At 71.2% G+C, this 26,178-nt stretch carries 23 protein-coding genes and 1 tRNA gene; 8 read left to right on the forward strand and 16 right to left on the reverse strand.

From position 1 onward, the window contains the following. Window positions 1-70: 70 nt before the first annotated feature. Window positions 71-262, forward strand: a complete 192-nt coding sequence (locus VNR19_RS07815) for a hypothetical protein (protein ID WP_325725536.1) — start codon at window positions 71-73, stop codon at window positions 260-262. Between the two features lie 26 nt (window positions 263-288). Here VNR19_RS07815 and mfd read toward each other — a convergent pair whose 3' ends face one another. Further along, window positions 289-3,975 carry a transcription-repair coupling factor gene (mfd, locus tag VNR19_RS07820; protein WP_325725539.1) on the reverse strand — a complete coding sequence of 1,229 codons (3,687 nt, stop codon included), beginning with the start codon at window positions 3,973-3,975 and terminating at the stop codon, window positions 289-291. Between the two features lie 68 nt (window positions 3,976-4,043). Here mfd and VNR19_RS07825 point away from each other — a divergent pair, with 68 nt between their 5' ends. Beyond that, the gene (locus VNR19_RS07825) at window positions 4,044-4,904 is read left to right on the forward strand and encodes a hypothetical protein (RefSeq protein WP_325725541.1); all 861 of its coding nucleotides are present in this window, start codon (window positions 4,044-4,046) and stop codon (window positions 4,902-4,904) included. Between the two features lie 20 nt (window positions 4,905-4,924). Here the strand turns inward: VNR19_RS07825 and pth are convergent, their stop codons facing one another. Both pth and VNR19_RS07835 read right to left on the reverse strand, forming a co-directional pair. Further along, window positions 4,925-5,509, reverse strand: a complete 585-nt coding sequence (gene pth, locus VNR19_RS07830; RefSeq protein WP_325725543.1) for an aminoacyl-tRNA hydrolase — start codon at window positions 5,507-5,509, stop codon at window positions 4,925-4,927. A 102-nt stretch (window positions 5,510-5,611) separates the two neighbouring features. Further along, entirely contained in the window at window positions 5,612-6,268 is a 657-nt protein-coding gene (locus VNR19_RS07835; RefSeq protein WP_325725545.1) for a 50S ribosomal protein L25/general stress protein Ctc, read from the reverse strand. Window positions 6,269-6,532: 264 nt separating this feature from the next. Between VNR19_RS07835 and VNR19_RS07840 the strand changes: the two genes are divergently transcribed. Beyond that, entirely contained in the window at window positions 6,533-6,655 is a 123-nt protein-coding gene (locus tag VNR19_RS07840) for a hypothetical protein (protein WP_325725547.1), read from the forward strand. A 26-nt stretch (window positions 6,656-6,681) separates the two neighbouring features. Here VNR19_RS07840 and VNR19_RS07845 read toward each other — a convergent pair whose 3' ends face one another. Both VNR19_RS07845 and VNR19_RS07850 read right to left on the reverse strand, forming a co-directional pair. Continuing rightward, window positions 6,682-7,173 carry a hypothetical protein gene (locus tag VNR19_RS07845; RefSeq protein WP_325725549.1) on the reverse strand — a complete coding sequence of 164 codons (492 nt, stop codon included), beginning with the start codon at window positions 7,171-7,173 and terminating at the stop codon, window positions 6,682-6,684. Window positions 7,174-7,238: 65 nt separating this feature from the next. After that, on the reverse strand, window positions 7,239-7,727 hold the full coding sequence (locus VNR19_RS07850; protein WP_325725551.1) for a gluconokinase: 489 nt from the start codon (window positions 7,725-7,727) through the stop codon (window positions 7,239-7,241). Window positions 7,728-7,810: 83 nt separating this feature from the next. Here VNR19_RS07850 and gnd point away from each other — a divergent pair, with 83 nt between their 5' ends. Next, on the forward strand, window positions 7,811-9,406 hold the full coding sequence (gene gnd, locus VNR19_RS07855; protein ID WP_414684130.1) for an NADP-dependent phosphogluconate dehydrogenase: 1,596 nt from the start codon (window positions 7,811-7,813) through the stop codon (window positions 9,404-9,406). Between the two features lie 62 nt (window positions 9,407-9,468). Here gnd and VNR19_RS07860 read toward each other — a convergent pair whose 3' ends face one another. Continuing rightward, window positions 9,469-10,800: an FAD-binding oxidoreductase gene (locus VNR19_RS07860; RefSeq protein ID WP_325725553.1), complete on the reverse strand. Its 1,332-nt coding sequence runs from the start codon at window positions 10,798-10,800 to the stop codon at window positions 9,469-9,471. A 93-nt stretch (window positions 10,801-10,893) separates the two neighbouring features. Between VNR19_RS07860 and VNR19_RS07865 the strand changes: the two genes are divergently transcribed. From VNR19_RS07865 to VNR19_RS07875, 3 genes are all read left to right on the forward strand, one after another. Then, on the forward strand, window positions 10,894-11,895 hold the full coding sequence (locus tag VNR19_RS07865; RefSeq protein WP_325725555.1) for an SDR family oxidoreductase: 1,002 nt from the start codon (window positions 10,894-10,896) through the stop codon (window positions 11,893-11,895). Between the two features lie 70 nt (window positions 11,896-11,965). After that, window positions 11,966-12,688 carry a response regulator transcription factor gene (locus VNR19_RS07870; protein ID WP_325725557.1) on the forward strand — a complete coding sequence of 241 codons (723 nt, stop codon included), beginning with the start codon at window positions 11,966-11,968 and terminating at the stop codon, window positions 12,686-12,688. Further along, complete coding sequence (locus VNR19_RS07875; protein ID WP_325725559.1) at window positions 12,685-14,202, forward strand: sensor histidine kinase; 1,518 nt, start codon at window positions 12,685-12,687, stop codon at window positions 14,200-14,202. The genes VNR19_RS07870 and VNR19_RS07875 overlap by 4 nt, the downstream gene beginning before the upstream one ends. 151 nt (window positions 14,203-14,353) lie before the next feature. Here the strand turns inward: VNR19_RS07875 and VNR19_RS07880 are convergent, their stop codons facing one another. The 8 genes from VNR19_RS07880 to VNR19_RS07915 all read right to left on the reverse strand — a co-directional run bounded on the left by VNR19_RS07880 (window position 14,354) and on the right by VNR19_RS07915 (window position 23,177). After that, on the reverse strand, window positions 14,354-15,862 hold the full coding sequence (locus VNR19_RS07880) for an FAD-dependent oxidoreductase (RefSeq protein WP_414684133.1): 1,509 nt from the start codon (window positions 15,860-15,862) through the stop codon (window positions 14,354-14,356). Between the two features lie 62 nt (window positions 15,863-15,924). Then, complete coding sequence (locus tag VNR19_RS07885) at window positions 15,925-16,479, reverse strand: MOSC domain-containing protein (protein WP_325725563.1); 555 nt, start codon at window positions 16,477-16,479, stop codon at window positions 15,925-15,927. Next, the gene (locus VNR19_RS07890; protein ID WP_325725565.1) at window positions 16,476-17,351 is read right to left on the reverse strand and encodes an FAD:protein FMN transferase; all 876 of its coding nucleotides are present in this window, start codon (window positions 17,349-17,351) and stop codon (window positions 16,476-16,478) included. The genes VNR19_RS07885 and VNR19_RS07890 overlap by 4 nt, the downstream gene beginning before the upstream one ends. Window positions 17,352-17,362: 11 nt before the next feature. Beyond that, complete coding sequence (locus VNR19_RS07895) at window positions 17,363-17,785, reverse strand: FMN-binding protein (protein WP_325725567.1); 423 nt, start codon at window positions 17,783-17,785, stop codon at window positions 17,363-17,365. Window positions 17,786-17,849: 64 nt separating this feature from the next. Beyond that, the gene (locus VNR19_RS07900) at window positions 17,850-20,597 is read right to left on the reverse strand and encodes a cation-translocating P-type ATPase (protein ID WP_325725569.1); all 2,748 of its coding nucleotides are present in this window, start codon (window positions 20,595-20,597) and stop codon (window positions 17,850-17,852) included. A 31-nt stretch (window positions 20,598-20,628) separates the two neighbouring features. After that, window positions 20,629-21,663: a ribose-phosphate diphosphokinase gene (locus VNR19_RS07905; protein WP_325725571.1), complete on the reverse strand. Its 1,035-nt coding sequence runs from the start codon at window positions 21,661-21,663 to the stop codon at window positions 20,629-20,631. After that, window positions 21,638-23,104, reverse strand: a complete 1,467-nt coding sequence (glmU, locus tag VNR19_RS07910; protein WP_325725573.1) for a bifunctional UDP-N-acetylglucosamine diphosphorylase/glucosamine-1-phosphate N-acetyltransferase GlmU — start codon at window positions 23,102-23,104, stop codon at window positions 21,638-21,640. The genes VNR19_RS07905 and glmU overlap by 26 nt, the downstream gene beginning before the upstream one ends. 1 nt (window position 23,105) lies before the next feature. Then, window positions 23,106-23,177, reverse strand: a tRNA-Gln gene (locus tag VNR19_RS07915). 171 nt (window positions 23,178-23,348) lie between these two features. Between VNR19_RS07915 and VNR19_RS07920 the strand changes: the two genes are divergently transcribed. Continuing rightward, entirely contained in the window at window positions 23,349-23,852 is a 504-nt protein-coding gene (locus VNR19_RS07920) for a MarR family winged helix-turn-helix transcriptional regulator (protein WP_325032034.1), read from the forward strand. Window positions 23,853-23,877: 25 nt separating this feature from the next. On the opposite strand, the gene VNR19_RS07925 is transcribed toward VNR19_RS07920, so the two are convergent. Next, window positions 23,878-25,689, reverse strand: a complete 1,812-nt coding sequence (locus tag VNR19_RS07925; protein WP_325725575.1) for an ABC-F family ATP-binding cassette domain-containing protein — start codon at window positions 25,687-25,689, stop codon at window positions 23,878-23,880. 90 nt (window positions 25,690-25,779) lie between these two features. Continuing rightward, window positions 25,780-26,178: sterol carrier protein domain-containing protein (locus VNR19_RS07930; RefSeq protein ID WP_325725576.1), on the reverse strand; the 399-nt coding region annotated here is incomplete at its 5' end.

Here is a 26,178-nt window from a genome sequence, read left to right on the forward strand (position 1 = left end):
GCATCCGCCTGTTCTCGACACGCCCGCGGCGTCGAGAACGGATGCCGCACGCCGGAGTTACCGTCGAGCCATGACCAGAACGTGGAACGACCAGCCGGCGACGCCCGTGCGCGACGCCGAGGTCTGCCCCGTGTGCGCCTCGACCGACGTGCGCGTCGTGGATCAGGGCTGGTTCGTGCTCGAACTCGAACGCGGCGATGAAGTGCGCTCCGACGGCGCGGTGGAGTTCTCGTGCCGCGACTGCGGCGCCCACTGGGAGTGACGACGCACGTCAGCGGCTGATGCCGCTCACTCCCCCGCGGCGGCAGACGCCGGCGCCGACGTCTGCTCGGGGAACAGCTGGTCGAGCAGCAGACCGACCCACGCGATGAGCTCGGCGTCGCCCACGAGCGAGCCATCGGCCGTCGGCAGCGGCACGACGAGCGCCTCGCCTCCCGCGAGGATCTTCGCCTTCGGGTGCAGGCGCTGCAGCCGAACGCGGATCGAGTCGGGCAGGTTCGCCGGGGCGATGCGCAGGTTCGGGCCCATCGCGACGACGTCCGAGAGCCCCGCGCGCGCGGCGCGTCGCCGCAGTCGCGCGACGGCGATGAGTCCCTCGACCTCGGTGGGCGGTTCGCCGTAGCGGTCGCGCAGCTCCTCGAGCACCAGATCGATCGCGTCCTGTCCGTCGGGCTGACGGGCGGTGGCGGATGCCGCGGCCGACAGCTTCTGGTACGCCTCGAGTCGCAGGCGCTCGCTGTCGATGTAGTCCTCGGGGATGCGCGCCTGCACGGGCAGCTCGAGGCGGAGCTCGGTCGGGCCCTCGGTCTCTTCGCCGCGGAACGTCGCGACGGCCTCGCCGATCATGCGCAGGTAGAGATCGAAGCCGACGCCCGCGATGTGGCCGGCCTGCTCAGCGCCGAGCAAGTTGCCCGCGCCGCGCAGCTCGAGGTCTTTCAGCGCGACCTGCATGCCGCTGCCGAGGTCGTTGTTGACCGCGATCGTCTCGAGCCGGTCCGCCGCGGTCTCGCTCAGCGGCTTGTTCTCGTCGTACAGGAAGTACGCGTACGCGCGCTCGCGCGCGCGCCCGACGCGTCCGCGCAGCTGGTGCAGCTGCGAGAGGCCGTACTTGTCTGCGCGATCGATGATGATCGTGTTCGCGTTCGAGATGTCGAGGCCCGTCTCGACGATCGTCGTGCACACGAGCACGTCGGCCCGCCGCTCCCAGAAGTCGTCGACCACCTGCTCGAGCTGGTGCTCGCCCATCTGCCCGTGCGCGACCGCGATGCGCGCCTCGGGCACGAGCTCCGCGAGGTGCGCCGCGACGCGCTGGATCGACTGCACGCGGTTGTGCACGTAGAAGACCTGGCCCTCGCGCAGCAGCTCGCGACGGATCGCGGCCGCGATCTGCTTGTCGTTGCGCGGCCCGACATAGGTGAGGATCGGATGCCGGTCCTCGGGCGGTGTCTGCAAGGTCGACATCTCACGGATGCCGGTCACCGCCATCTCGAGCGTGCGCGGGATCGGGGTCGCGCTCATCGCGAGGATGTCGACGTTGGTCTTGAGCTTCTTCAACTGGTCCTTGTGCTCGACGCCGAACCGCTGCTCCTCGTCGATGATGAGCAGCCCCAGATCTTTGAACGTGACCTTCTCGGTGAGGATGCGGTGCGTGCCGATGACCATGTCGACCGTGCCGTCGGCGAGCCCCGCGATCGTCTCACGGGCCTCCTTGTCGGTCTGGAAGCGCGACAGCGGCCGCACCTTGACCGGGAAGCCGGCGAACCGCTCGGTGAACGTCTCGATGTGCTGCTTCACGAGCAGCGTCGTCGGCACGAGCATCGCGACCTGCTTGCCGTCCTGGATCGCCTTGAACGCCGCGCGCACCGCGACCTCGGTCTTGCCGAAGCCGACGTCGCCCGACAGCAGACGGTCCATCGGGATGGGCTTCTCCATGTCGGCCTTGATCTCGTCGATCGTCTGGAGCTGGTCGGGCGTCTCGGCGAACGGGAACGCCTCTTCGAGCTCGCGCTGCCACGGCGTATCCGGCCCGAACGCGTGCCCCTTCGCGGCCATGCGCGCCGAGTAGAGCTTCACGAGCTCGACGGCGATGTCGCGCACCGCCTTGCGCGCGCGTCCCTTCGCCTGAGCCCAGTCGCTGCCGCCCATCTTCGAGAGGGTCGGCGTCTCGCCGCCGACGTACTTCGAGAGCAGATCGAGCTGGTCGGTCGGCACGAAGAGCTTGTCGCCGGGGTATCCGCGCTTCGACGGTGCGTATTCGAGCACGAGGTACTCCCGCACGCTCTTGACCGGATTGCGTCCGCCGCTCGAGACCTCGCGCTGGGTCAGCTCGACGAATCTCCCGATGCCGTGGGTCGCGTGGACGACGTAGTCCCCGGCCTTGAGCTGCAGCGGATCGACGACGTTGCGACGGCGCGACGCGAGCTTCTTGACGACGCGGTTGTCGCTGCCGATCGTGCGCCCGTAGAACTCGGCCTCGGTGAGCACGGCGACCTTGGCGTCGGGCGCCTGGAACCCGCGCTCGAGGGGTGCGACGACGAGGTGCGCGACGCCGGGCTCGGGCGGTTGCAGCACGTCGTCGACCTTGCGCGCGGCGATGCCGCGGTCGGCGAGCACGTCGCGGGCACGTTCGACGAGGCCGACACCGGATGCGGCGACCACGACGCGCCATCCGTCGGAGAGCAACTGCCCGACGTGTTCCGTGGCGCCGTCGACGTTCCCGTGGAACGACGGCACGCCCGAACCGGGCACACGCACGGCCGAGCTCTCTTCGAGCGCCACGGCATCGGCCTCGTACTCGGACCCCTCGGCCTCGCGCAGGGCGGCTGCGGCATCCGCCGCCCCGGAGTCGAAGCTGCTCAGCGTCCACCACGACGCACCGCGCGCGTGCGCGGCCTCGCGCAGGCGCGACAGCGTCACGAAGTCGCCCGCACCGAGGTCGACCGGCGTCTCGGCTCCGACGGCTGCGGCGCTCCACGCCGCTTCGAGGAACTCGCGGTTCGTCTCGCTCAGCGTGAGCGCGCGTGTCACGGCGCGCTCGGGGTCGACGACGCCGACCGCCGCGCCCTCGGGCAGGTAGTCGGCGAGCGTCACGAGCCCGTCGACGAGGGCCGGCAGCAGCGACTCCATGCCCTCGGCGGGAATGCCCTCGGCCATCTTCTCGAGGATGCCGCGGACCCCGGGGAACCGGTCGACCAGCTCGCGTGCGCGCTCGCGCACGCGGGGCGTCAGCAGCAGCTCGCGGCCGGCGATGAGCTCGACCTCGGTCACCGCCCCCGGCAGCGAGCGCTGGTCGGCGACGGAGAACGCGCGGATCTCGTCGACTTCGTCGCCGAAGAACTCGACGCGGTACGGGTGGTCGGCGATCGGCGAGAAGACATCGAGGATGCCGCCGCGCACCGCGAACTCGCCGCGACGCGACACCATGTCGACGCGGTGGTAGGCGAGCTCGACGAGTCGCGCGGAGATCTCGGAGAGGTCGTGCCCGCGGCCGCCCACGACGAGCCGCACGGGCTCTTCATCGCCGAGGCCCGGTGCGAGCGGCTGGATCGCCCCGCGCACAGACGCGGTCACGATGAGCGGCGTCTCGCCCGTCCAGCGCGCGATGCGGCGCAGCACATCGAGACGCCGGCCGACCGTCTCGGCGCTCGGGCTCAGACGCTCGTGCGGCAGCGTCTCCCACGCGGGGAACGCCAGCACCTCGGCGCCCGGCACAAGCGCCTCGAGCGCGGGCCCGAGCGACTCGGCGCGGCGACCGGTGGGCGCGATCACGAGGAGCGCGGGCGGAAGACCGGCCTCGCGGCGGCGCTCGAGGAGCGCGGCGAGCAACGGTGCGTCGAGCCCGTCGACGAGCGAGAAGTCGGCGTCGGCGGATGCCGGCGAGTCGGCCTGCTTCGAGCCCGAACCGGTGGCCGCGGCAACGGCCTCCCGGAACTGCTCAGCCTGTTCGAGGGCGCGCACGATCCCGGGAACTGTCACCGAACGAGTCTACGCGACCCCTCCCCCACGCTCTCCGCTGCACGGCATCGGGCTCATAGGATGTGACCGTGAGCGACCCGGCCGACAACCCTCCGACGGCACCCGTGCCGCCGTATGTCCCGCCGCGGCCGGCGCCGCCGGTCCCCGGGCAAGCGGCCTCACCCGACGCGGCCGCGCAGCCGCCGCAGGGCGCGCAGCCGCCGCAGGGCGCGCAGCCGCGGCAGCCGGCATCCGCGTATCCGGGTCAGCCGGCCCATCCCGGCCTGCCGAGCCACCCGGGTCAGTCCTCGTACCCCGGTCAGCCGCCCTATCCGGGCGGGCCCGCCCGCCCTGGCCGGCCGTCGCACCCGGGCTACGCCGCTCCCCCCGGTTACGCCCCTCCTCCGGGCTACGGCTCGCCCGGATACGCGCACCCCGGCGGACAGCCGCCCTACGGCGCACCCGCGCCGACGCCGGCTCCGGCAGCCGCGGCGTGGGCACCGCCGTATGCGCACCCCGCGGCGCGCACGCCTCGGACCTCCCTGGACGCGACGACCCCGGCCCGACCGACGTCGCCCGTCGGCACGATCGCGCTCGTCGCGGGACTGCTCGCCGCCGTGGTGGCGCCGATCGCGGCATCCGTCGCGTCGTGGCAGATCGGTGTGGGGGTGGGCGCCGAGCAGGCGAGTCGGCCCGCGAGCACGCAGTTCGACCCCTTGGTGTTCGTCCCCGTGCGGGACTGGGTGCTGCTCGGCGAGGTGTCGTTCTGGCTCGGCACGCTGTTCGGCGTGTGGGCGCTCGTGCAGGGCATCGTCGCGATCGCGAAGAAGCGCGGGCGCGGAGCGGGCATCGCCGCCGTCGTGCTGTCGGCGATCGGACCGTTCGTGTTCGCGGTCGCCGTGGTGATCTTCCTGTCGGCGGGCCTCGCCGCAGGCGCCGGCGTCACCTGATCGAGCGGCTCGGCGACGGTTCAGACGCGCGGCGCGTGGTGCTTCTGCTGGGCCGCCAGCAGCCCTTCGCCGACGAGCTGTTCGACGGCGTCTGCGGCGTCGGTCAGCAGCATCGGCAGGCTCTTGCGCTCAGTGGCGCCGAACGGATCGAGCACCCAGTCCGCGGGATCCTGCCGACCGTTCGGGCGGCCGATGCCCACGCGAACGCGTGCGAAGTCGGACGTGCCGAGCGCCTTCGCGACGTCGCGCACGCCGTTGTGGCCGCCGTGTCCTCCGCCGGCCTTGAGCTTGATCGTGTCGAAGGGGATGTCCAGCTCGTCGTGCACGACGACCACGCGCTCCGGGTCGATGCCGTAGAACTTCGCGAGGCCCGCCACGACCCCGCCCGACACGTTCATGAACGTGTTCGGCTTCGCGAGGATGAGCTTCGGTCCACCCGGGCGCAGCCATGTCTCGGCGACCCGAGCGTTCGCCTTATGTGTGCGGAAGGTCTCGCCGCGGCGCTCGGCGAGCACGTCGACGACGAGCTGACCGACGTTGTGCCGCGTCAGCTCGAATCGCGGACCGGGGTTGCCGAGTCCGACCACCAGCCACGCGTCAGCCATGGTTCACATCCTGCCTCATCGGACATCCGACGAACGCGCGCCGGGTGCGCGAAAAGGGGGCGCGGCGAGCCGCACCCCCTTTTCGAACGTCTGCGCGACGGGTCACTCCGAAGCGGACTCCTCCGCGGCGGGAGCAGCCTCTTCGGAGGCCTCGGCCTGCCCGGCCGCGACCTCGGCGTCGGCCTCGGCGATCTCCTCGTCGGCGGCGATCGTGGCAGCCGGGATCGAGATCGCGACGACGAGCGTCTCGGGGTCGGCAACGAGCGTCGCGCCGGACGGAAGCTTGAGGTCGGCGGCGGTGATGTGCGTGCCTTCCTCGAGGCCCTCGACGTCGACCTCGATGTGCTCGGGGATGTGGGTCGCCTCGACCTCGAGCGCGATGGTCGTCGCGTCGAGGTTCGCGATCGTACCGGGGAACGGCTCGCCGTGGACGACGACGGGCACGTCCACCTGGACCTTCTCGCCCTTGCGGACCACGAGCAGGTCGATGTGCTCGATGACCTGGTGCACCGGGTCCTTCTGGACGTCCTTCACGAGGGCGAGCTGCTCCTTGCCGGCGATGTCGAGCTCGAGCACCGCGTTCGCGCGGCGGACGAGCAGCGACATCTGGTGGCCCGGAAGGGCGACGTGCACGGGGTCGGTGCCGTGGCCGTAGATGACGGCGGGGATCTTGCCGGCGGCGCGGAGGCGGCGGGCGAAGCCCTTGCCGAAGTTCTCGCGGAGCTCGGCCTTGACCTTGGTGTCGGTGTCGGTCGACATGATGGATTCTCCTTGCGGGCCCACGGGCCCTGATGTGGGGTCTTTTCAACTCGAACGCGAGCGCGTGAGGAAGCCGTGAGCCTGCATCACCGCGTCGATAACGGATGCCCCTGCCGCCGCTGCGGGCGATTCCAGGCATCCCTCGCCGAAGTTCAATCCTCGAGTCTACCAGGGGCGGCGACGCCGCCTTGACCGGCGCCTCCCGCTAGCATGAGGGGCGACCCACCTCCGCTTCCCGCGGAGCACCACCGCCCGGAGGATTCGATGGAGTACGGCTTCCTGTCCCACGTTGTCTTGTGGATCGTCGGCGCGATCGCCGCCCTCGGCACGATCGGCACGGTGCTCGCGTTCTGGTCGATCGGCCGCGCGGCCTACCGCAAGGACTGAGGGGCTTCGACCCCGCGGCGTGACGGTCAGGGCAACCGCGTCTGGAGGTGGAAGACCTCCGACGTCATCCCGCCCTCGCCCTTCGCCGTGATCGTGTACGAGGTGGCGACCTCGGCGCATTCGTGGCGCAGCTCGCCACCGCCGTCGTAGACCCCGACGGGCGGCAGCGCGCCGGTGAACGCGACCGGCTCGGCGTCGTCGTGCGAGCCGTACGCGATGAACACGCGATCGGCGTTGACCGTCGCCCAGCGCAGCTCCAGCGGAAGCCGCTGGGTTCGCTTGGTGCACAGCACGTACGCCTCGGGGTCGGGGTAGATGCAGTCGATGACGGGCGCGGCGCCCGCCGTCGACTCGGTGGTCGGCGCGGCACACGACGCGGCGACCGCATCCGAGGTCGGGGAGGACTCGGCGGTCGGCGAGGACTCGGCGATCGGGCTGGAACTCGTCGCGGGCGCGGGCGCGGCGCACCCGGTCAGCGCGAGCAGCGCGAAGACGACGAGGGCGTGGCGGGCGCGCATGCGGCCTCCGTGGGTTCGGGCGGTTGCGGCTCAGTGTCCCACAGCCGCGCGCGTCACCGCGAGGATCAGCCGAGCCGCTCGGCCACGACGCGCACGATCTCGTCGGGCGCGAGCGCGCCGTCGACGCCGAACCCGGACTCGTCGTGCGACAGGTGCTCCAGCGTCTCGAGCTGCGAGTCGAGCAGCGTGGCCGGCATGAAGTGGGTGCGGCGCCGCATCCGTCGTTCCAGCTCGCCGGCGTCGACGACGAGCTCCACGAACACCGCGTCGGGGGCGGCCCGACGGATGCGGTCGCGGTAGCGGCGCGCGAGCGCTGAGCACGCGATGACCGCTCCGCCGGGCTCGTCGCGCAGCCTCACCGCGACGACGTCGAGCCACGGCATCCGGTCGGCGTCGTCGAGCGGCACTCCGGCCGCCATCTTCGCGACGTTCGTCGCGGGGTGCAGATCATCGGCGTCGACGAACCGGATGCCGAGGCGCTCCGCGAGCAGGGAGCCGATGAGCGACTTGCCCGAACCGCTGGGGCCCATCACGACGACACGCGCCTCGACCATTCATCGACCGTAACCCAACGGATGCCGCGCGCCCCCGGCCCCGCTAGCCTGGAAGCCGATCCCGTTCCCTCCTAGGAGCCCTCGTGTCTTCGAACGATTCCGCCGAGCCCACCCAGATCTCCACCGACGACGCGCAGGCACCGCACGAAGCGGCGACCGAGCATGAAGGCGCGCCCGAGCCGCAGGACGTCGCACGTCCGACTCCGGAAGGAGGCGAGCAGGCTCCATCCGAGAAGGCCGCCGTCGCCAACATCGGCGTCGTGGGCCTGGCCGTCATGGGGTCGAACCTCGCGCGCAACCTCGCGAGCCGCGAGGGCAACACCGTCGCTGTATACAACCGAAGCCACGAGAAGACCGACGCGCTCGTCGCCGAGCACCCCGAGGCGGGCTTCGTTCCCGGCTACTCGTACGAGGAGTTCGCCGCGTCGCTCAAGAGGCCGCGCACCGCGATCATCATGGTCAAGGCGGGCGCCGCGACCGACGCCGTCATCGACGAGCTCATGCGCGTCTTCGAGCCGGGCGACATCATCGTGGACGGCGGCAACTCGCTGTTCACCGACACGATCCGCCGCGAGAAGGCCGTGCGCGAGCGCGGCTTCAACTTCGTCGGCATGGGCGTGTCGGGCGGTGAGGAGGGCGCGCTGCACGGACCGTCGCTCATGCCCGGCGGTCCGGACGAGTCATGGGTCACGCTCGGCCCGATCCTGCGCTCGATCGCCGCCGTCGCCGAGGGCGAGCCGTGCGTCACGCACATCGGGCACGACGGCGCCGGCCACTTCGTCAAGATGGTGCACAACGGCATCGAGTACGCCGACATGCAGCTGATCGCCGAGGCGTACGACCTCATCCGCCGCGGCACGGGCAAGACGCCCGCCGAGATCGCCGACATCTTCGCGGAGTGGAACCGCGGGGAGCTGGAGTCCTACCTCATCGAGATCACGGCCGAGGTGCTGCGGCAGGTCGACGCGACGACCGGCAAGCCGCTCGTGGACGTCATCCTCGACCAGGCGGGCGCCAAGGGAACGGGCGCGTGGACCGTGCAGACCGCGCTCGATCTGGGCGTGCCGGTGTCGGGCATCGCCGAGGCGGTGTTCGCGCGGTCGCTGTCGAGCCACCCCGAGCAGCGCGCGGTGTCGCACGACCTGCCCGGGCCGGAGGAGGCGTTCTCGGTCGATGACGTCGACTCGTTCGTCGAGGACGTGCGCCTCGCACTGTACGCGTCGAAGATCGTCGCGTACTCGCAGGGCTTCGACGAGATCCGCGCGGGTGCCGCGCGCTACAACTGGTCGATCGACCTCGGCGCCGTGTCGAAGATCTGGCGCGCGGGGTGCATCATCCGCGCGCAGTTCCTCAACCGCATCGCCGACGCGTACGCGGCCGAGCCCGACCTGCCCGTGCTGCTGACGGCGCCGTACTTCGTCGACGCGCTCACCCGCGCGCAGAGTGCGTGGCGCCGTGTCGTCGCGACGGCCGCGGCCGCGGGCATCCCGTCGCCCGCGTTCTCTTCCTCGCTCGCGTACTACGACGGCCTGCGCGCCGACCGTCTGCCGGCAGCCCTCGTGCAGGGTCAGCGCGACTTCTTCGGCGCCCACACGTACAAGCGGGTCGACCGCGAGGGCACGTTCCACACGCTGTGGTCGGGCGACCGCACCGAGGTCGAGGCAGAAGACACACACTGACCGTGACGGTGATGGTTCCGGCCCGAATCCAGCGGACGGACCGGAACCATCACACCCGCGCGTCAGGCCGCCGCCGGGACCACGTTGTGGGTGCGGCAGAAGATGTTCTGCGGGTCCCACTCGCGCTTGATCGCCGCGAGACGTGCGAGCGTGTCGGGCGAGTACATGCGCGTCACCCACGCCGGGTCGGTCGACACGGTGAAGTTGCCGTACGAACCCTGCCCGTGGGACTCGATCGCGTCCCACGCCTCCTGCGCCGCCGCACGGCCGGCGTCATCGAGCATTCCGGGCACGTCGAACGCGCCGGCCATCGCGAACCAGGTCGCATCACGTGCGGGGAACGGCGTGTCGGCCTGCGCCACATCGCCGTACGCGCCGCCCAGTGAACGCAGGAGCACGACGGATGCGGGGTGCGCCTCGCGGAAGGAGACGAGCTTGTCGATCGCCTCGTCGTCGAGCATCCGCAGGAGCGTGTTGCCGCCGACGAAGCCCGGCATCGGCTGGTCGGGCTCGGCCGCAGGCATCTGCATGAGGATGTCGGGGTAGTCACGCGCCTCGAGTTCGGCGACAGTCACGCCGTCGAGGTCGATGAGGGGCGCGAGCGCCGCCCGCGCCCCATCGACGTCGCGACCGACCCAGACAGCCTGGATCGAGGCGCCCGCGGGCGCGTTCGGGTCCATCGCCGGCACGTCCGAATACGTCACCGTGAGCGCGCGCGGGGCGTCGGCGAGGACATCGCGCAGCACGCGGGGGACGGGGCGCGGATCTCCCTCGATCGCGAGAGTCGCGGATACGACGCCGTCGAGCGGGTGCGCGCGGAAGTCGAAGCGCGTGACGACGCCGAAGTTCCCGCCGCCGCCGCGCAGCGCCCAGAACAGGTCGGGGTGCGACGTCGCCGACACCTCCACCACATCGCCCGCCGCGGTCACAAGTTGAGCGCCCACGAGCTGGTCGACCGCGAGACCCCACTGGCGCACCATGAGGCCGATGCCGCCGCCGAGGGTGAGACCGCCGACGCCGACCGACGCGGTGTCGCCCGAGCTGATGGCCAGACCGTGCTTCGCGAGCTCGGCCGCGACAGCGCCCCACGTCGCGCCCCCGCCGATGTGGACGAGATCGCCCTCGACGGTGATCGATGAGAGGGCCGACATGTCGATCGTCACACCGCCGGGAACGCCGCCCCACGCGCTGTGCCCGCCGCCCCTGACCATGACGGGCTGGTGTTCGGCCCGTGCGAGCCGAATGGCGGCGCGAACGTCGTCGACGCTGGATACGCAGACGACAGCCATCGGCTCACCGATGCCGGAGTGGAATCGACGGGCGTCGTCCCACTCGGGGTCGCTCGCTGTGACGACCGCCCCGGAGACTTCTGTACGCAGCTGTTCAAGGGTCATGCGCGTCACACTATGACCGGCCACCGACACGGCGGCGGCCGTTCGCGGTGAGCGAATCGGACGGAGCATCGTCACACGTTCTAAGGTCGATCCGTGGGCACAGCACGCATCCTCTTCATCGGCGGCACCGGCACGATCAGCGCGGCGTGCGTCGCACGGGCCACCGACGCCGGCCACGACGTCACGGTCCTCAATCGCGGCACAGGGCGAAGGCCGCTGCCGGACGGCGTCCGCGTCCTCCGCGCCGACGTGCGCGATCCCGTCGCCGTGCGGTCCGCCGTCGGCGACGAGACTTTCGACGTCGTGTGCGAGTTCCTCGCCTTCACGCCCGAACACGTGCGCGCCGACCTCGAGCTGTTCGAGGGGCGGACGGGCCAGTACGTGTTCATCAGCTCGGCGTCGGCGTACGACACCCCTCCCAAGCGCCTGCCCGTGACGGAGTCGACCCCGCTGCGCAACCCGTACTGGCAGTACTCGCGCGACAAGATCGCGTGCGAGGATCTGCTCGTGGGCGCGTACCGCGAGCGCGGAGTGCCGATCACGATCGTCCGGCCGTCGCACACCTACGACGAGCTGCTGCTGCCGACGATGGGGCACTGGACCGACATCGCCCGGATGCGCGCGGGGAAGCCCGTCATCGTGCACGGCGACGGCACGAGCCTGTGGACGCTCACGCATAGTTCTGATTTCGCCGTCGCGTTCACGGCGCTGCTGGGCAACCCGTACGCGATCGGCGAGACGTTCCACATCACAGGCGACCACGCGCCGACGTGGAACCAGATCTACGGATGGCTCGCGGATGCCGCGGGCGTGACCGACCCGCAGCTCGTGCACGTGGCATCCGAGACCGTCGCCGCGTTCGCGCCCGACCTCGGACCCGGCCTGCTCGGCGACAAGGCCCACTCGATGGTGTTCGACAATGCGAAGGTCAAGGCGCTCGCGCCCGACTTCCGCACGACCGTCACGTTCGACGAGGGCGCACGGCGGATCATCGCGCACCACGACGCGCATCCCGAGCTGCAGGTGGTCGACGACGACCTCGACGCCGCGTTCGACCGGATGGCGGCGCATGCGGCGGCGGCCGGATCGCGCTGAGCCCGGCGCTCACAGGCGGCACATAGCCCTCTCCATAGGAAACACATAGGTACGCGCGCACAATGGGGGCATGACGACCCCTGCCCTCCATCGCCCCGACGGCACCGCGCTGCGCGTTCTCGTGGTCGACGACGAGCAGATGCTCACCGACCTCCTGTCGATGGCGCTGCGGATGGAGGGCTGGGAGGTGCGCACGGCCGCGTCGGGCTACGAGGCGCTGCAGGCGGCCCGCGAGTTCCGCCCCGACGCGATGGTGCTCGACATCATGATGCCCGACCTCGACGGCATGTCGGTGCTGCAGCGGCTCCGTCAGGGCGGTGACGACGTGCCGGTGCTGTTCCTCACCGCGAAGGACGCCGTCGCCGACCGCGTCGCCGGGCTCACCGCCGGCGGCGACGACTACGTCACCAAGCCCTTCAGCCTCGAGGAGGTCGTCGCCCGCCTGCGCGGCCTCATGCGCCGCGCGGGCGTCGCCCATGCCGCAGGCACCGAGCCGATCCTGCGCGTGGGCGACCTGTCGCTCAACGAGGACAGCCACGAGGTCATCCGGGACGGCGTCGAGATCGAGCTCACCGCGACGGAGTTCGAACTGCTGCGGTACCTCATGCGCAACCAGCGCCGGGTCGTCTCGAAGGCGCAGATCCTCGACCGCGTGTGGAACTACGACTTCGGCGGACGCTCCAGCATCGTCGAGCTCTACATCTCGTACCTGCGCAAGAAGATCGACGCCGGCCGCGAGCCGCTCATCCACACCGTGCGCGGCGTCGGGTATATGATCAAGGCTCCGCAATGACCGCCGCGCGGCGGCCGTGGACTCTCCAGCGCCGCCTCATCGTCACGGTCGTGGCCATCACGTCGCTCATCATGGTGCTCGTGGGCGTCGCGACGAGCGCGCTCCTGGGCACGGTGCTCGAAGAGGGGCTCACAAACCGCCTCTCCGCGACGACGGCCCGCATCGTCTCGCTCACGCGACCCCTCATCGTGAGCGGGCTGAGCGCGGAGGAGATCCTGCGGCAGCATCCGCAGCAGCCGGGACTCCTGCTCGCCGTGGCGACGCCGCCCGAGAGCCCGACCGCCGCCGTCACCGAGGCGGACGGCACGGTGACCGCCCTCACCGGCGACCAGATCCGCGAGCTGGCGTCGGGCCTTCGCGCCGACGGCCCCCTCGTCGTGACGCTCGACGACGTCGGCACGTTCCGTGTCGTGGGCGAGGCCGCGGGGCCGTCGATCGTCCTCGTCGGCCTGTCGCGCGACGAGGTCGCCGCCACGATCGGTCGCATGCTCGTCACCATCGGGCTGCTCACCGCGGGCGGGCTCCTCGTGCTCGGGACCGCGACCGCGTGGGTCATCCGCGCCGGGCTCGCGCCGCTGCGCGCCGTCGCCGACACCGCGGAGGACGTCTCGCGACTCCCGCTGTCGCAGGGCGAGGTGTCGATCGCGGAGCGCGTGCCGGCCGACCAGGCCGATCCGCGCACCGAGGTCGGTCGCGTCGGCAGCGCCCTCAACACCCTGCTCGACCACGTCGACAGCTCGCTCGCCGCGCGACAGCAGAACGAGGAGCGGATGCGCCGCTTCGTCGCCGACGCGAGCCACGAGCTGCGCACGCCGCTCGCGTCCATCCGCGGCTACTCCGAACTCTCGCTGCGCGCACTCGAGCGCGAGGACTCCCCCGGCGCACGCGAGACCACCGAGACGTCACTCGAGCGGATCCAGGCGCAGTCGCTGCGCATGACGCGCCTCGTCGAGGATCTGCTGCTGCTCGCGCGACTCGACGAAGGCCAGGAGCTCGTGTACGGAGCCGTCGATCTCACGCGCCTCGCGATCGACGGGGTGACGGATGCCCGAGCCGCCCACCCGGACCACACGTGGCAGCTCGCGGTCGGCGACGACCCCGTCGTCGTGGCGGGAGACGCCGCGCGGCTGAGCCAGGTGGTCGCGAACCTGCTCGCGAACGCCGGGACGCACACACCCGCGGGAACGACCGTGACGGTGGGCGTCGAACGCGACGGCACGGATGCCGTGCTGCGCGTGCACGATGACGGGCCCGGTGTCGATCCGTCGATCGCGCACGAGCTCTTCGAGCGGTTCGCGCGCGCCGACCGGTCTCGCGCGCGCAAGACCGGCGGGACCGGCCTCGGCCTGTCGATCGCGCGCGCGATCGCGAACGCGCACGGAGGAACCCTCACGGTGCGCAGCGAGCCCGGCGACACCGTGTTCGAGCTGCGCCTGCCCGCGAAGCCGTCTGACCCCGCGCAGCCCGCCACCTCCGCGCAGCCCGCCACCTCCGCGCACACCGACCCCTCGTGACGCGTCCCTCGGCGCTCGCGCTGTCGTTTCCGGCATCCGCGCCCCATTTGTACGCCCGCGCGAGCCGGAAACGACAGCGCGAGCCAGAAGCCGACGACGAGACGACGAGACGACGAGACGACGGGGCGACGGGAGGTGCGCGCGGCCGAGGTCAGTAGCCGCTGAACGCGTCCGTCGTGATCGAGCGCGCACGTTCGAGCGCGGGCGCGAGGTCGGCGATGAGCCCCGGCGGTCCCGACACGAACGCGTGGCGCGCCGACAGGTCGGGCACGACCCGCATGAGGCCGTCCGCGTCGAGGCGCACGCCACGCGCCCACGTCCAATGCGGCGGCAGGTCCTCGGGACGATCGCGCGTGAACACGACGACCGGTACGCCGGAGGCCTCGATCTCGTCGCGGAACGCGAGCTCGGAGGCATCCGACGCCACATAGACGAGCACGATGTCGCGGTCCTCGTGCGCGAGACGCGCGTGGCGCAGCTGCGAGACGAACGGCGTCACGCCGATGCCCGCCGCGACCATGAGCAGCGGCACGTGCGTCTTCTTGGGCAGCACGAAGTCGCCCCACACGCCCGTCACGGCCAGGTCGCTGCCAGCCGTCACCTGCGCGAGGGCGCGCTTGTACGAGCTCGGATGCGACGCGGACGCCGCGCTCTCGCGGAACGCGATGCGCAGCTCGGGCAGGTCTTCGGGCGCGGAGACGATGCTGAACTCGCGCCGCGTGCCGCGCGCGTCGGGGCGGCGGTGGGGGACGTCGAGCTCGATGTACTGGCCGGGCTCGAACCGCACGCGGCGCTTCGCCTGGAACGTGAGCTGCCGCACCGTCGGCGTCACGTCTTCGCGCGACCGGAGCGTGAGACGCACCGCCGACCGCACCGAGAACGCGAACGCCACGATGTTCCCGATGAGCAGCGCCCGCTCCTGGCCGAGGCTGACCGCGCCGAGGTCGATCGGCCAGCCCGCGAGCACGCCGACGACCGCCGCGACCGTCAGCTGCTGCCAGCGGCGTGGCGGCATCGTCAGCGGCTCCGACAGCATGAACGCCCCGAGGAAGAGGAAAGGCGACGACCACAGCACGGGCTGGAACACCTGGGCGAAGTCGAGCGGGACCCCCGCCGACTGGTACTGCGCAGACGTGCGCAGCACCGCGACGCCCACGGCGATCACGACGAACAGGGCCACCATGCGCAGCTTCTCGGTGCGCCACAGCACCGCGATGCCGAGCACGATGACCGGTCCTGCGAGCGCGGGCGTGCCGACCCACCACGACGACGCTCCGAGCGCCGGGACGGCGAGCGCGAGGAGCGTGAGCACGGTGGCGCCGACGGCCGCGGGATTGAAGATGTGGCGCCCGCGCCACGCGAGCACGTACTTCGACAGCGACGCGGCGGCCCCGGCGATCGCGATGCCCGCGAGCCCCGCGATCTCGAGCGTCGGTCGCAGTACGAACAGCAGGATGTGGGCGGTCACGAGCGACGACTCGAGGCGCCACGACAGGCGGAGGACGGCATGGGCCGCCGCATCCGTCGCCCCGCACACCACGACGAGCACCGCGAGAGTCGCGACCAGCTCAGCGGGACCGGGACCGACGAGGCCGAAGAACGACAGCACGAAGGCGATCGCGGCGAGCGCGGCGAGTGCGAGCAGCACGAGCCGGTACATCGACACGCGACCGAGGAGTGCGAAGACGCGGTTCCACGCCGCGGTGAGCCACGCCGGCACCGTCACACCACCGGAAGCGGCTCGTGCGGCGCGTCGGGAAGGGCGACGCGGATGCCGTCGCCCGGGCGCACAACGCCTCCGCGGAGCACCACCGACATGACACCCGCGAGGCGCCTCGTCTCGCCGTCATCGTCGACGTAGATGAGCTGCTTCATGAGCCCGGCGGAGAGGCCGTTGATCTGCGTGCACGGATTGCGCAGCCCCGTGACCTCGACGACCGCCTCATCGCCGAGCGTCAGGCGCGCGCCGCGAGGCAGAGCGAGCAGGTCGATGCCCGACGTCGTCACGTTCTCGCCGAGCTCGCCCGGCGAGACCTCGTGCCCGCGCCGGGCGACGAAATCGAACAGCTCCGAGTGCATGAGGTGCACCTGACGCAGATTCGGCGCATCCGGATCACGGCGCACGCGGGAGCGGTGCTTCACGGTCGCGCCCGCGTGGGCGTCGCCCTCGACCCCGATCCCTTCGATGAGGGTGATGCTGTCGCGGGTCGGCTTGCTGAATCGATGGCCGTCATCGCGTGCCACCGCGACGACGGTCCCTGCGAAGCTGTCGGTCACGGTTCAACGCTAGCGGTCGTGCGGAACACCTCGGCCCCGCAGCCGGGTGACCATTCGACGCGCCCGTCGGTGAGCATGCGCACCCACTGCACGCCCCACTCGTGTGCGAGGCGCGCTCCCCCGTCGAAGAAGAGCGCCGTCGCGATCGCGTCGGCCCGCATCGCCGTCTGGGCGACCGCCCACGTCGCGGTGACCGCGCGCACCGGCTCGCCCGTGCGCGCATCGAGCACGTGGTGGAGGCCGTCGCCCCACGCGCGGCGGTTCGTCGCGGATGCGCAGAGCGCCGCATCCGTCACCGTCCACACCCCGATCGCGCGGTTCGGATCGAACGGATGCTCCAGCCCGATGCGCACCGATCTCCCTCGCACGGCGAGATCGCCGCTCGCGTCGACGATCACATCGCCCCGGACGTGCTGCGCCACCATCGCGGCGACGAGGTCGACGAGCCGTCCCTTCCCGATCGCACCGACGTCGATGAGCGCCGGTTCGGCCAGGGTCAGCCGACCGCCGTCGAACCGCACGCGATCGCGCCAGTCCCCCGGTGCGGAGACGGGGCCGGATGCCGCGAACGAGTAAGACGCGTCGTAGCCGAGGCTCTCGAGGGAGGCGCCGACGAGCGGGTTCACCGCGCCGTCCGTCGCGTCGGACAGTGCGGAGTACGTCGCGAAGAGGTCGGCCGTGTCAGGAGGCGCCGGGACGCTCCCCGCACCCCGTGCGAGGGCCGCCACGGGGGAATCGTCGCGGAAGCGCGACCATGCGGCGTCGAACTCCGCGATGACGCCTTCGACCGCGCTGCGCGCCGCGGTGGGCAGCGGCGCGGAGGTCTCGATCTCCCACGGCGCGCCGATCGCTTCGAAGCGCCACACCGACACGGGGCCTCCGCTCAGCCCGCCGCCTCGGAGGCCTCGACGCGGATGCGCTCGATCGCCTGATTGAAGCCGCCGCTCGTGAGCGACGAGCCCGCGACGCGGCTCACCACGAGGTCGTCGATCGGCTTGCCCACGACCTCGTCGGCGATGCCGCCGATGAACTGGCCCTGATACTGCTCCGACTCCGGCCGCTGCGGCGAGCCCTCGACCTCGACGTCGGCGATGACGCCGTCAGCGAGCGTGACCGTCACCAGGATCGTCTCGACCGTCTCGGGCGTCGAGTACGAGCCCTCGGCCGAGTACGTGCCGTCGGCGAACTCCTCGCCGCCGGCCGCGCCGGCCGATGACTCGGGTGCGCAAGCGGTGAGGCCGAGAGCTCCCGCGACGCCGACGAGGGCGCCGAGGCGAACGACGGAGCGGTGCGGGGCGCGGGTCATGCGACTCCTCGAGAGGACGGCTTCGGACACGGGAACGATCATCGCGATCGAGGTTATGAGGAACCTATGAGCGCGCGCGGCGGCGGCGCACGAGCTTCAGGAGCTCGATCGCGAGGAAGAGGACGACGGAGAGCCCGAGCGGCAGCAGCCACGACGTGAGGGCGAGCGGGCGCGAATCGAACAGGTCGTTCATGAACGGCGCGTACGTGTACACGAGCTGCAGCACGATGAGCGCGAGGGCGGACCACCACACGACGCGGTTGCCGCGGAACACGTCGGACGTGAGGCTCGAACGCGTCAGGAACCGGCAGTTGAACAGGTACGCGAGCTGTCCCAGCGCGAGCATCGCGACCGCCTCGGTTCGCGCGTACGGGATGCCGGTGCCGGCTGCCACGACGCTGTAGAACACACCGAGTGTCGCGCCTCCGATGAGCAGCGACACGACGAGCACGAACCCGAGCTCCCGCAGGTTGATGATCGAGCCGCCGGGCGCACGCGGTGGGCGCCGCATGATGCCCTTTTCGGCCGGCTCATACGCGAGCGCGAGCGACAGCGTGACCGCGGTCACCATGTTGACCCACAGCACCTGCACCGGCGTGAGCGGCAGCGCGATCCCGAAGACGACCGCTACGAGGATCACGAGCGACTGCGCGCCGTTGGTCGGAAGCAGGAAGACGATCGATTTGCGGAGGTTGTCGTAGATCCGCCGGCCCTCTCGGATGGCGCTGCGGATCGTCGCGAAGTTGTCGTCCGCGAGGACGATCTCGGCCGCCTCCTTCGTGGCCTCGGTGCCCTTGATGCCCATCGCGATGCCCACGTTCGCACGCGTGAGCGCGGGCGCGTCGTTCACGCCGTCGCCCGTCATCGCGACGACCTCCTCGTGCGACTGCAGCGCGCGCACGATGCGGATCTTGTGCTCGGGGCTCGTGCGCGCGTAGACGTCGACCTCGCGCACGACCCCCTTGAGCTGCTCCTGCGAGAGCGCTTCGAGCTCGGTGCCGGTCATCACGTGCACGTCTTCGCCGTCGGGCACGAGACCCATCTCACGACTGATCGCGAGGGCGGTTCCGGCGTGGTCACCCGTGATCATCTTGACCCGGATGCCCGCGGCGTGGCAGTCCGCGATCGCGTCGATCGCCTCGGGCCGCGGCGGATCGAGGATGCCCCACACCCCGAGGAACTCGAGGTCGTGCAGGTCGTCGAGCCCCACGTGGTCGAACGTCGGCGCGACAGGGCGCCGCGCCGCCGCGAGGACGCGCAGTCCCTGCGCGCTCAGCTCGTCGATCGCGCTCCCCCACCGCGCGAGATCGAGTGGCTCCGTCCCGTTGGCTCCGCGCTGGCTCGACGACCGCTCGAGCAGGCGGTCGGGCGCGCCCTTCACCAGGATCGCGCGCGAGTGGTCCGCGGACTCGTTCACCGTCGCCATGAGCTTGTTCGCGGAGTCGAACGGCAGCACGCCCACTCGCCGCGTGCCCTCGCTGGTGACGCCGCCCTTCATCGCGACGACCTTCAGAGCTCCCTCGGTCGGCTCGCCCACGAGCGACCAGCGTCCTGCGGATGTGTCGGCGACGTCCTCTGTGGCGGCCGGGGCGTCGCGCACGATGTGGGCGTCGTTGCACAGGGTCGCGACGGCGAGGATCGCCGCGAGGTCGGGTGTCGGGCGGGGCGGGGCATCCGCCTCATCTCGTCCGTCGGGTGTGATCCTGCCGCGCGGGTCGTAGCCGAGCCCCGACACGCCGTACCCGTGCACGCGTGTGACGATGCGCCGCACCGTCATCTCGTTCCTCGTGAGCGTGCCCGTCTTGTCGGAGCACACGGTCGTGACCGATCCGAGCGCCTCGACGGCCGGCAGCTTGCGGGTGATGGCGTGACGCTTGGCCATCTGCTGCACGCCGATCGCGAGCGTGATCGTCACGAGCGCGGGAAGCCCCTCGGGGATCGCGGCGACGGCGAAGCCGACGGTCGCCGAGACCAGCTCGCCGAACGGCATGCCGTGCAGGAAACGTCCGATCGCGAGCATGACAACGGCCATGCCGAGGATCACGAGGGTCAGCACGCGCCCGAAGTCGTCGAGCTGCTTCGTGAGAGGCGTGTCGAGCGAGCCGGCCTCTCCGACGAGGCTCTGGATCTTGCCGATCTCGGTCGCCGGCCCCGTGCCCGTCACGATGCCGCGACCCTGACCCGCGGCGACGATGGTGCCCGAGAACGCCATCGACGCGCGGTCGCCCACCCCGGCATCCGTCGCGACCGGATCGATCGACTTCGAGGCGGGCACCGACTCGCCCGTCAGAGCCGCCTCGTCGATGCGCAGCTGGAACGACTGGAACAGCCGCACGTCGGCCGGCACCTTGTCGCCCGGCGCGAGGCGCACGACGTCGCCCGGCACGAGGTCGGCCGCGGCGACGGTGACCCAGCGTCCGTCACGCCGTGCGCTCGCGTCGGCCGAGAGCATGCCCCGGATGCCGGCGAGCGCCTTCTCGGCCCGGCCCTCCTGCACGTAGCCGATGACCGCGTTGATGATCGCGACCGACATGATGACCCAGAAGTCGAGCCAATCCTGCATGATCGCCTTCACCGCGGCGGCGCCGAGCAGGATGTAGATCAGCGTGTCGTTGAAGTGGGCGAGGAAGCGCAGGATCGCGGGCTTGCGCTTCGGCTCGGGCAGCACGTTCGGCCCGTGCGCCTCGAGACGGTCCGCGGCGGCCGCGGACGACAGGCCGTCCAGCCCCGTCCGGAGACCCTCTGCGACGTCATCGATCGGCAGCGCGTACGGTCGCTCGAGCGCTCCCACCGTGTTGCTCTGCTCTGCCATGGAGGCTCCTCGCGCGAGCGGATCGAGGGGGTCAGGCGGCTCCGTCGAACATGCGGGTCACCGAGCCGTCTTCGAAGACCTCCTTGATCGCACGAGCCAGCAGCGGTGCGATCGGCAGGATCGTGAGGCTGGGGAAGCGCTTGTCGAGCGGCACGGGGATCGTGTCGGTCACGACGACCTCGTCGATCGAGTCGCTCTGCAGGCGCTCGGAGGCGGGATCGCTGAAGACCGGATGCGTCGCCGCCACGATCACGCGCTCGGCGCCGTTCGCCTTGAGCGCCTCGGCCGCCTTCACGATCGTGCCGCCCGTGTCGATCATGTCGTCGACGAGGAGGCACACGCGGCCCTCCACGCGACCGACGATCTCGTTGACGGTGACCTGGTTGGCCACATTCGGGTCGCGACGCTTGTGGATGATCGCGAGCGGCGCGTCCAGGCTGTCGGACCACGTGTCGGCGACGCGCACGCGGCCCGTGTCGGGCGAGACGACGGTGAGCTTCGCGCGGTCGTCCGCGCTGAGGGTGCTGCGGAAGTACTCGAGCAGCACGGGCTTGGCGAACAGGTGGTCGACCGGGCCGTCGAAGAAGCCCTGGATCTGCGCCGCGTGCAGATCCACGCTCATGACCCGGTCGGCGCCCGCGGTCTTCAGCAGATCGGCGACGAGCCGCGCGCTGATGGGCTCGCGCCCGCGGCCCTTCTTGTCCTGCCGCGAGTACGGGAAGTACGGCGCGACGACGGTGATGCGCTTGGCGGATGCCCGCTTGGCCGCGTCGAGCATGATGAGCAGCTCCATCATCCACTCGTTGACCGGCTGGCCGAACGACTGGATGAGGAACACGTCGCATCCGCGGATCGAGACTTCGAACCGCGTCAGGATCTCACCCGACGCGAACGTGCGGTACTCCGTCGGGACGAGCTCCGTGCCGAGCGCCTTCGCGACCTGACTCGCCAGCTCGGGATGGGAGCGACCGGATGCGACGACGAGGCGCTTCTTGGTCTTCGCGACGAGCCCTGGGGCGATGTCGTGCTCTCGATCGAGGTCAACCGTCTTGTTCTTGCGCCCCATCGTCCGCCTTCTGTGCGGTCCGGGCCTTCGCCGCCAGTTCGGCCGCCGCGGTTCCCGGTCTGTTCTTCTCGACCCAGCCCTCGATGTTGCGCTGGGGTGAAACGCTCAAGGCCAGGGCGCCAGCGGGGACATCCTTGCGGATCACGGCCCCCGCCCCGGTCTTCGCGCCGTCTCCGATCCTAACGGGCGCGACGAACACGTTGTGCGACCCGGTGTGCACCTCGTCGCCGATCTCGGTGCGGTGCTTGGTGATGTCGTCGTAGTTCGCGGTGATCGCACCGGCGCCCAGATTGACTCCCGTGCCGATCGTCGTGTCGCCGATGTACGACAGGTGCGGCACCTTGCTGCGCTCGCCGATCGTGGAGTTCTTCGTCTCGACGAACGTGCCGATCTTGCCCTTGTCGCCGAGGTACGTGCCCGGGCGCAGATACGCGAAGGGCCCGACGTTCGCGCCGGCGCCGATCACGGCGAGGGTCGCGTCCGTGCGGCGCACGGTCGCGTTCTCGCCGACTTCGCAGTCGACGAGGGTCGTGTCGGGGCCGATGACCGCGCCGGTCGCGACGGTCGTCGACCGCAGGATGTGCGTGTTCGGCAGGATGACGGCGTCGGGCGCGAGGGTCGCGGTCACGTCGATCCACGTGGTCGCGGGGTCCTGGATCGTCACCCCCTCGAGCTGCCAGCGACGCACGATCCGCTGGTTGAGGATGCGCCCCGCCTCGGCCAGCTGGGCACGGTCGTTCACGCCGAGCGCCGCCGCGGCATCCGGCGCCTGCTGTACGGAGACGACCTCGCCCTCGCCGCGCGCGAGGCCCACCACGTCGGTGAGGTAACGCTCGCCCTGCGCGTTGGCGGAGTCCAGGCGCGGCAGGTGCGTGCGCAGCGCGTCGGCGCGGAAGACGTACACCCCGGCGTTGATCTCGTTGACGGCGATCTCGTCGTCGTTCGCGTCCTTCTGCTCGACGATGCGCCGGACGTCGCCGGAGTCGTCGCGGATGACGCGTCCGTAGCCCGTCGGATCGCCGACCACCGCGCTCAGCAATGTCACAGCGGCGTGGCGCCGGCGGTGCGTGGCGATGAGGTCGGCGAGCGTCGCGGGCTCGAGGAGGGGAACGTCGCCGCTCAGCACGAGCACGTCGCCGCCGAACCCGTCGAGCACGGGGAGCGCCACCTCGACGGCCCGCCCGGTGCCGGGGATCTCGTCCTGGTCGACGACGATCGCGGCCGGATCGAGCTCGGCGATCGCGGACGCGACGGCCTCGCGCTCGTGGCGCACGACGACGATGAGGCGCTCGGGCGAGAGCGTGTGCGCCGCGTCGAGCACGTGCGCGACGAGGGGCCGGCCGCCGATGCCGTGCAGCACCTTCGGCGTGCGGGACTTCATGCGGGTGCCCTGGCCCGCGGCGAGCACGATCACGGCGAGCGAGGATGCGGTGTTCTCCATGCTCCGCCGCCAGGACTCGAACCTGGACCTCACAGCTCCAAAGGCTGTCGTGCTGCCATTACACCACGGCGGATCGCGGTCATCCGCTGCCGGACGAGCGCCCCGTCAAGTCTGCCAGACCGCGCCTGTTCGACCCTCCGCGGTTCAGTCGGCGAGACCGGTTCGGGGCGGATTCCCGACGTTGGGGCGCATTTCGTGCGCCCCAGCGTCGGAATCCCGCCCCAAATCCCGGAACAATGGGGGGATGCCGAAGGAGACGGACGAGGTCGACCGGATCGTCAGCGCGTGGACCCGGCAGCGTCCCGACCTCGATTTCTCGCCGCTCGAGGTGCTCTCGCGCGTCGACCGCCTGTCGCGCCACCTCGACCGCGCGCGGCGCGACGCGTTCCGCCGCAGCGAGCTCGAACCGTGGGAGTGGGACGTCCTGTCCGCGCTGCGCCGCGCGGGTGAGCCCTTCCAGCTGAGCCCCAAGCAGCTCCTCCAGCAGACGCTCGTCTCGAGCGGCACCATGACGAACCGCATCGACCGGCTCGTCGGCCGCCGGCTCGTGCGACGCGAAGCCGACCCGGACGACGGGCGCAGCATCCTCGTGATCCTCACCGAAGACGGCCGCACACGGGTCGACGCCGCCATCACGCGCCTCGTCGACGCCGAGGCGCTCCTGCTCGACGCCCTGTCGCGCGCCGACCGCGAACGCCTCGCGTCGCTCCTGCGCAAGCTCAGCCTGAGCTTCGACACGGCCGACTGACCGCCGTCGGGGCGCGCGGACGGCCTCAGCCGATCTGCTCGCTCAGCTCGTACCAGCGCGCCTCGAGGTCGTCCCGCTCCGACTCGAGCGCGCCGATCCGCTCCATCTCTGCGCCGAGCGCGACGTAGTCGGACTGGTCGCGGTCGGCGAGCGCGACGCGCGCGGCGTCGATGTCCTTCTCGAGCCGTTCGAGCCTGCGCTCAAGCGCCGCCAGCTCCTTCTGCGCGGCGCGCAGCTCCGCCCCGCTGAGTCCAGGAGAAGCGGGCGAAGCGGATGCCGCGGCATCCGTCGCCTTCACCGGCGAAGTCGCCGCGCTCGCCTTCTCACGCTCGCGCAGGCGCAGGTATTCGTCGACGCCGCCCGGGAGATGCCGCAGGCGCCCCCCGAGGATCGCGTACTGCTGGTCGGTCACCCGCTCGATGAAGTACCGGTCGTGCGACACCACGATGAGCGTGCCGGCCCACGAGTCGAGGAGGTCTTCGAGCGCGGCGAGCATGTCGGTGTCGAGGTCGTTCGTCGGCTCGTCGAGGATCAGGACGTTCGGCTGCTCGAGAAGGATCAGCAGGAGCTGCAGTCGACGCTTCTGACCGCCGGAGAGGTCCTTCACAGGAGTCGAGAGCTGCGCGCTCGCGAATCCCATGCGCTCGAGGAGCTGGCCGGGGGTGAGCTCCTGCGCCCTGGAGCCCGTGCCGAACGTGTACGTCGTGCGCAGGCGCGACACGACGACGCGCACCGGGTCGTCGAGGTGGTCCTCGAGCTCGTCGAGGCGCTGCGTGAGGGTCGCGACCTTGACGGTCTTGCCGCGCTTGACGCGCCCCGAGGTCGGCTCGACGTCACCCGAGACGAGGCCGAGCAGCGTCGACTTGCCGGCGCCGTTGACGCCGAGGATGCCCGTGCGCTCACCGGGGGCGATGCGCCATTCGACGTCGTGGAGCACCTCGGTCGAGTCGTACGACACCGAGACGTCGAGGAGGTCGACGACATCCTTGCCGAGGCGCGTCACGGCGAGCGACTGGAGTTCGGTCTTGTTGCGGATCTCGGGCACGTCGGCGATGAGGGCGTTCGCCGCCTCGATGCGGAACTTCGGCTTCGACGTGCGCGCCGGCGCGCCGCGGCGCAACCACGCGAGCTCCTTGCGGGCGAGGTTCTGGCGGCGCGCCTCGATCGCCGCGGCCTGACGGTCGCGCTCGACGCGCTGCAGGATGTACGCCGCATACCCGCCGTCGAACGGCTCGACGATGCGGTCGTGCACCTCCCATGTCTTGGTGCACACCTCGTCGAGGAACCACCGGTCGTGCGTCACGACGAGCAGGCCGCCGACGTTCGCCGGCCATCGCCGCTTGAGATGGGCGGCGAGCCACGCGATCGCCTCGACGTCGAGGTGGTTGGTCGGCTCGTCGAGGAACAGCACATCGTCGTCGCGTGTGAGGAGGGCCGCGAGAGCGACGCGGCGGCGCTGGCCGCCGGAGAGGTCGGTCACAGGGCCGTCCCACGCGATGCCGTCGAGCAGTCCTGCGATCACGTCGCGCACGCGGGCGTCTCCCGCCCACTCGTGCTCGGCGCGGTCGCCGACGACCGCCTCCCGCACGGTCAGCGAGTCGTCGAGGGTGTCGGACTGATCGAGCACGCCGACACGGACACCGCCGCGCATCGTGACGCGTCCGGAGTCCGGCTGGAGGCGGCCCGCGAGCATCGCGAGCAGGCTCGACTTGCCGTCGCCGTTGCGCCCGACGATCCCGATGCGGTCGCCCTCCTCGACGCCGAGCGAGACGCCGTCGAAGACGACCTTCGTGGGGAACTCCAGGTGCAGGGCCTCGGCCCCGAGAAGATGTGCCATGTCCGCTCCAGGCTAGGCGACACGGCGCGCTCGATCGCACACGGGCGGTCCCGCGGCGCCGCCACCCGCCGCGAGATCACCGCCACGGGATCAGTACCAGATGCTCAACCGAGGCGGCGTGTGCCACGAGAACACGCGCGCGGCGGCGACGGGGTCGTCGGTGATCACCCGCCCGGCACGGTGGAGGGTCGCGAGCGAGACTCCGCCGAGGTAGACCGCCGAGAGCTCGGTGATGCCCAGGCGCACCGCGAGAGCGGCGTCGGGCGCGGCGTCGCGGTCGACCGGTGTCACGCGCCCGACGCCGTCGGCGTCGACCTCGATCACGAAGGCGCCACCTGCGAAGCCGAGAGGGTCGGTCACGTCGAGGAGCAGGCGTCCGGCGGCGCCGTACCGCCGCGTCTCGAGCGCCGCGACGAGGTCGAGGATGCGCACGTACTGGTGGTCGCGCACCGTGATGGTCGCGGCGCGCTGATCGGCGATCATCCACCA

Origin of the sequence: Microbacterium sp. (assembly GCF_035556355.1) — a bacterium.
Taxonomy (GTDB): Bacteria; Actinomycetota; Actinomycetes; order Actinomycetales; family Microbacteriaceae; genus Microbacterium.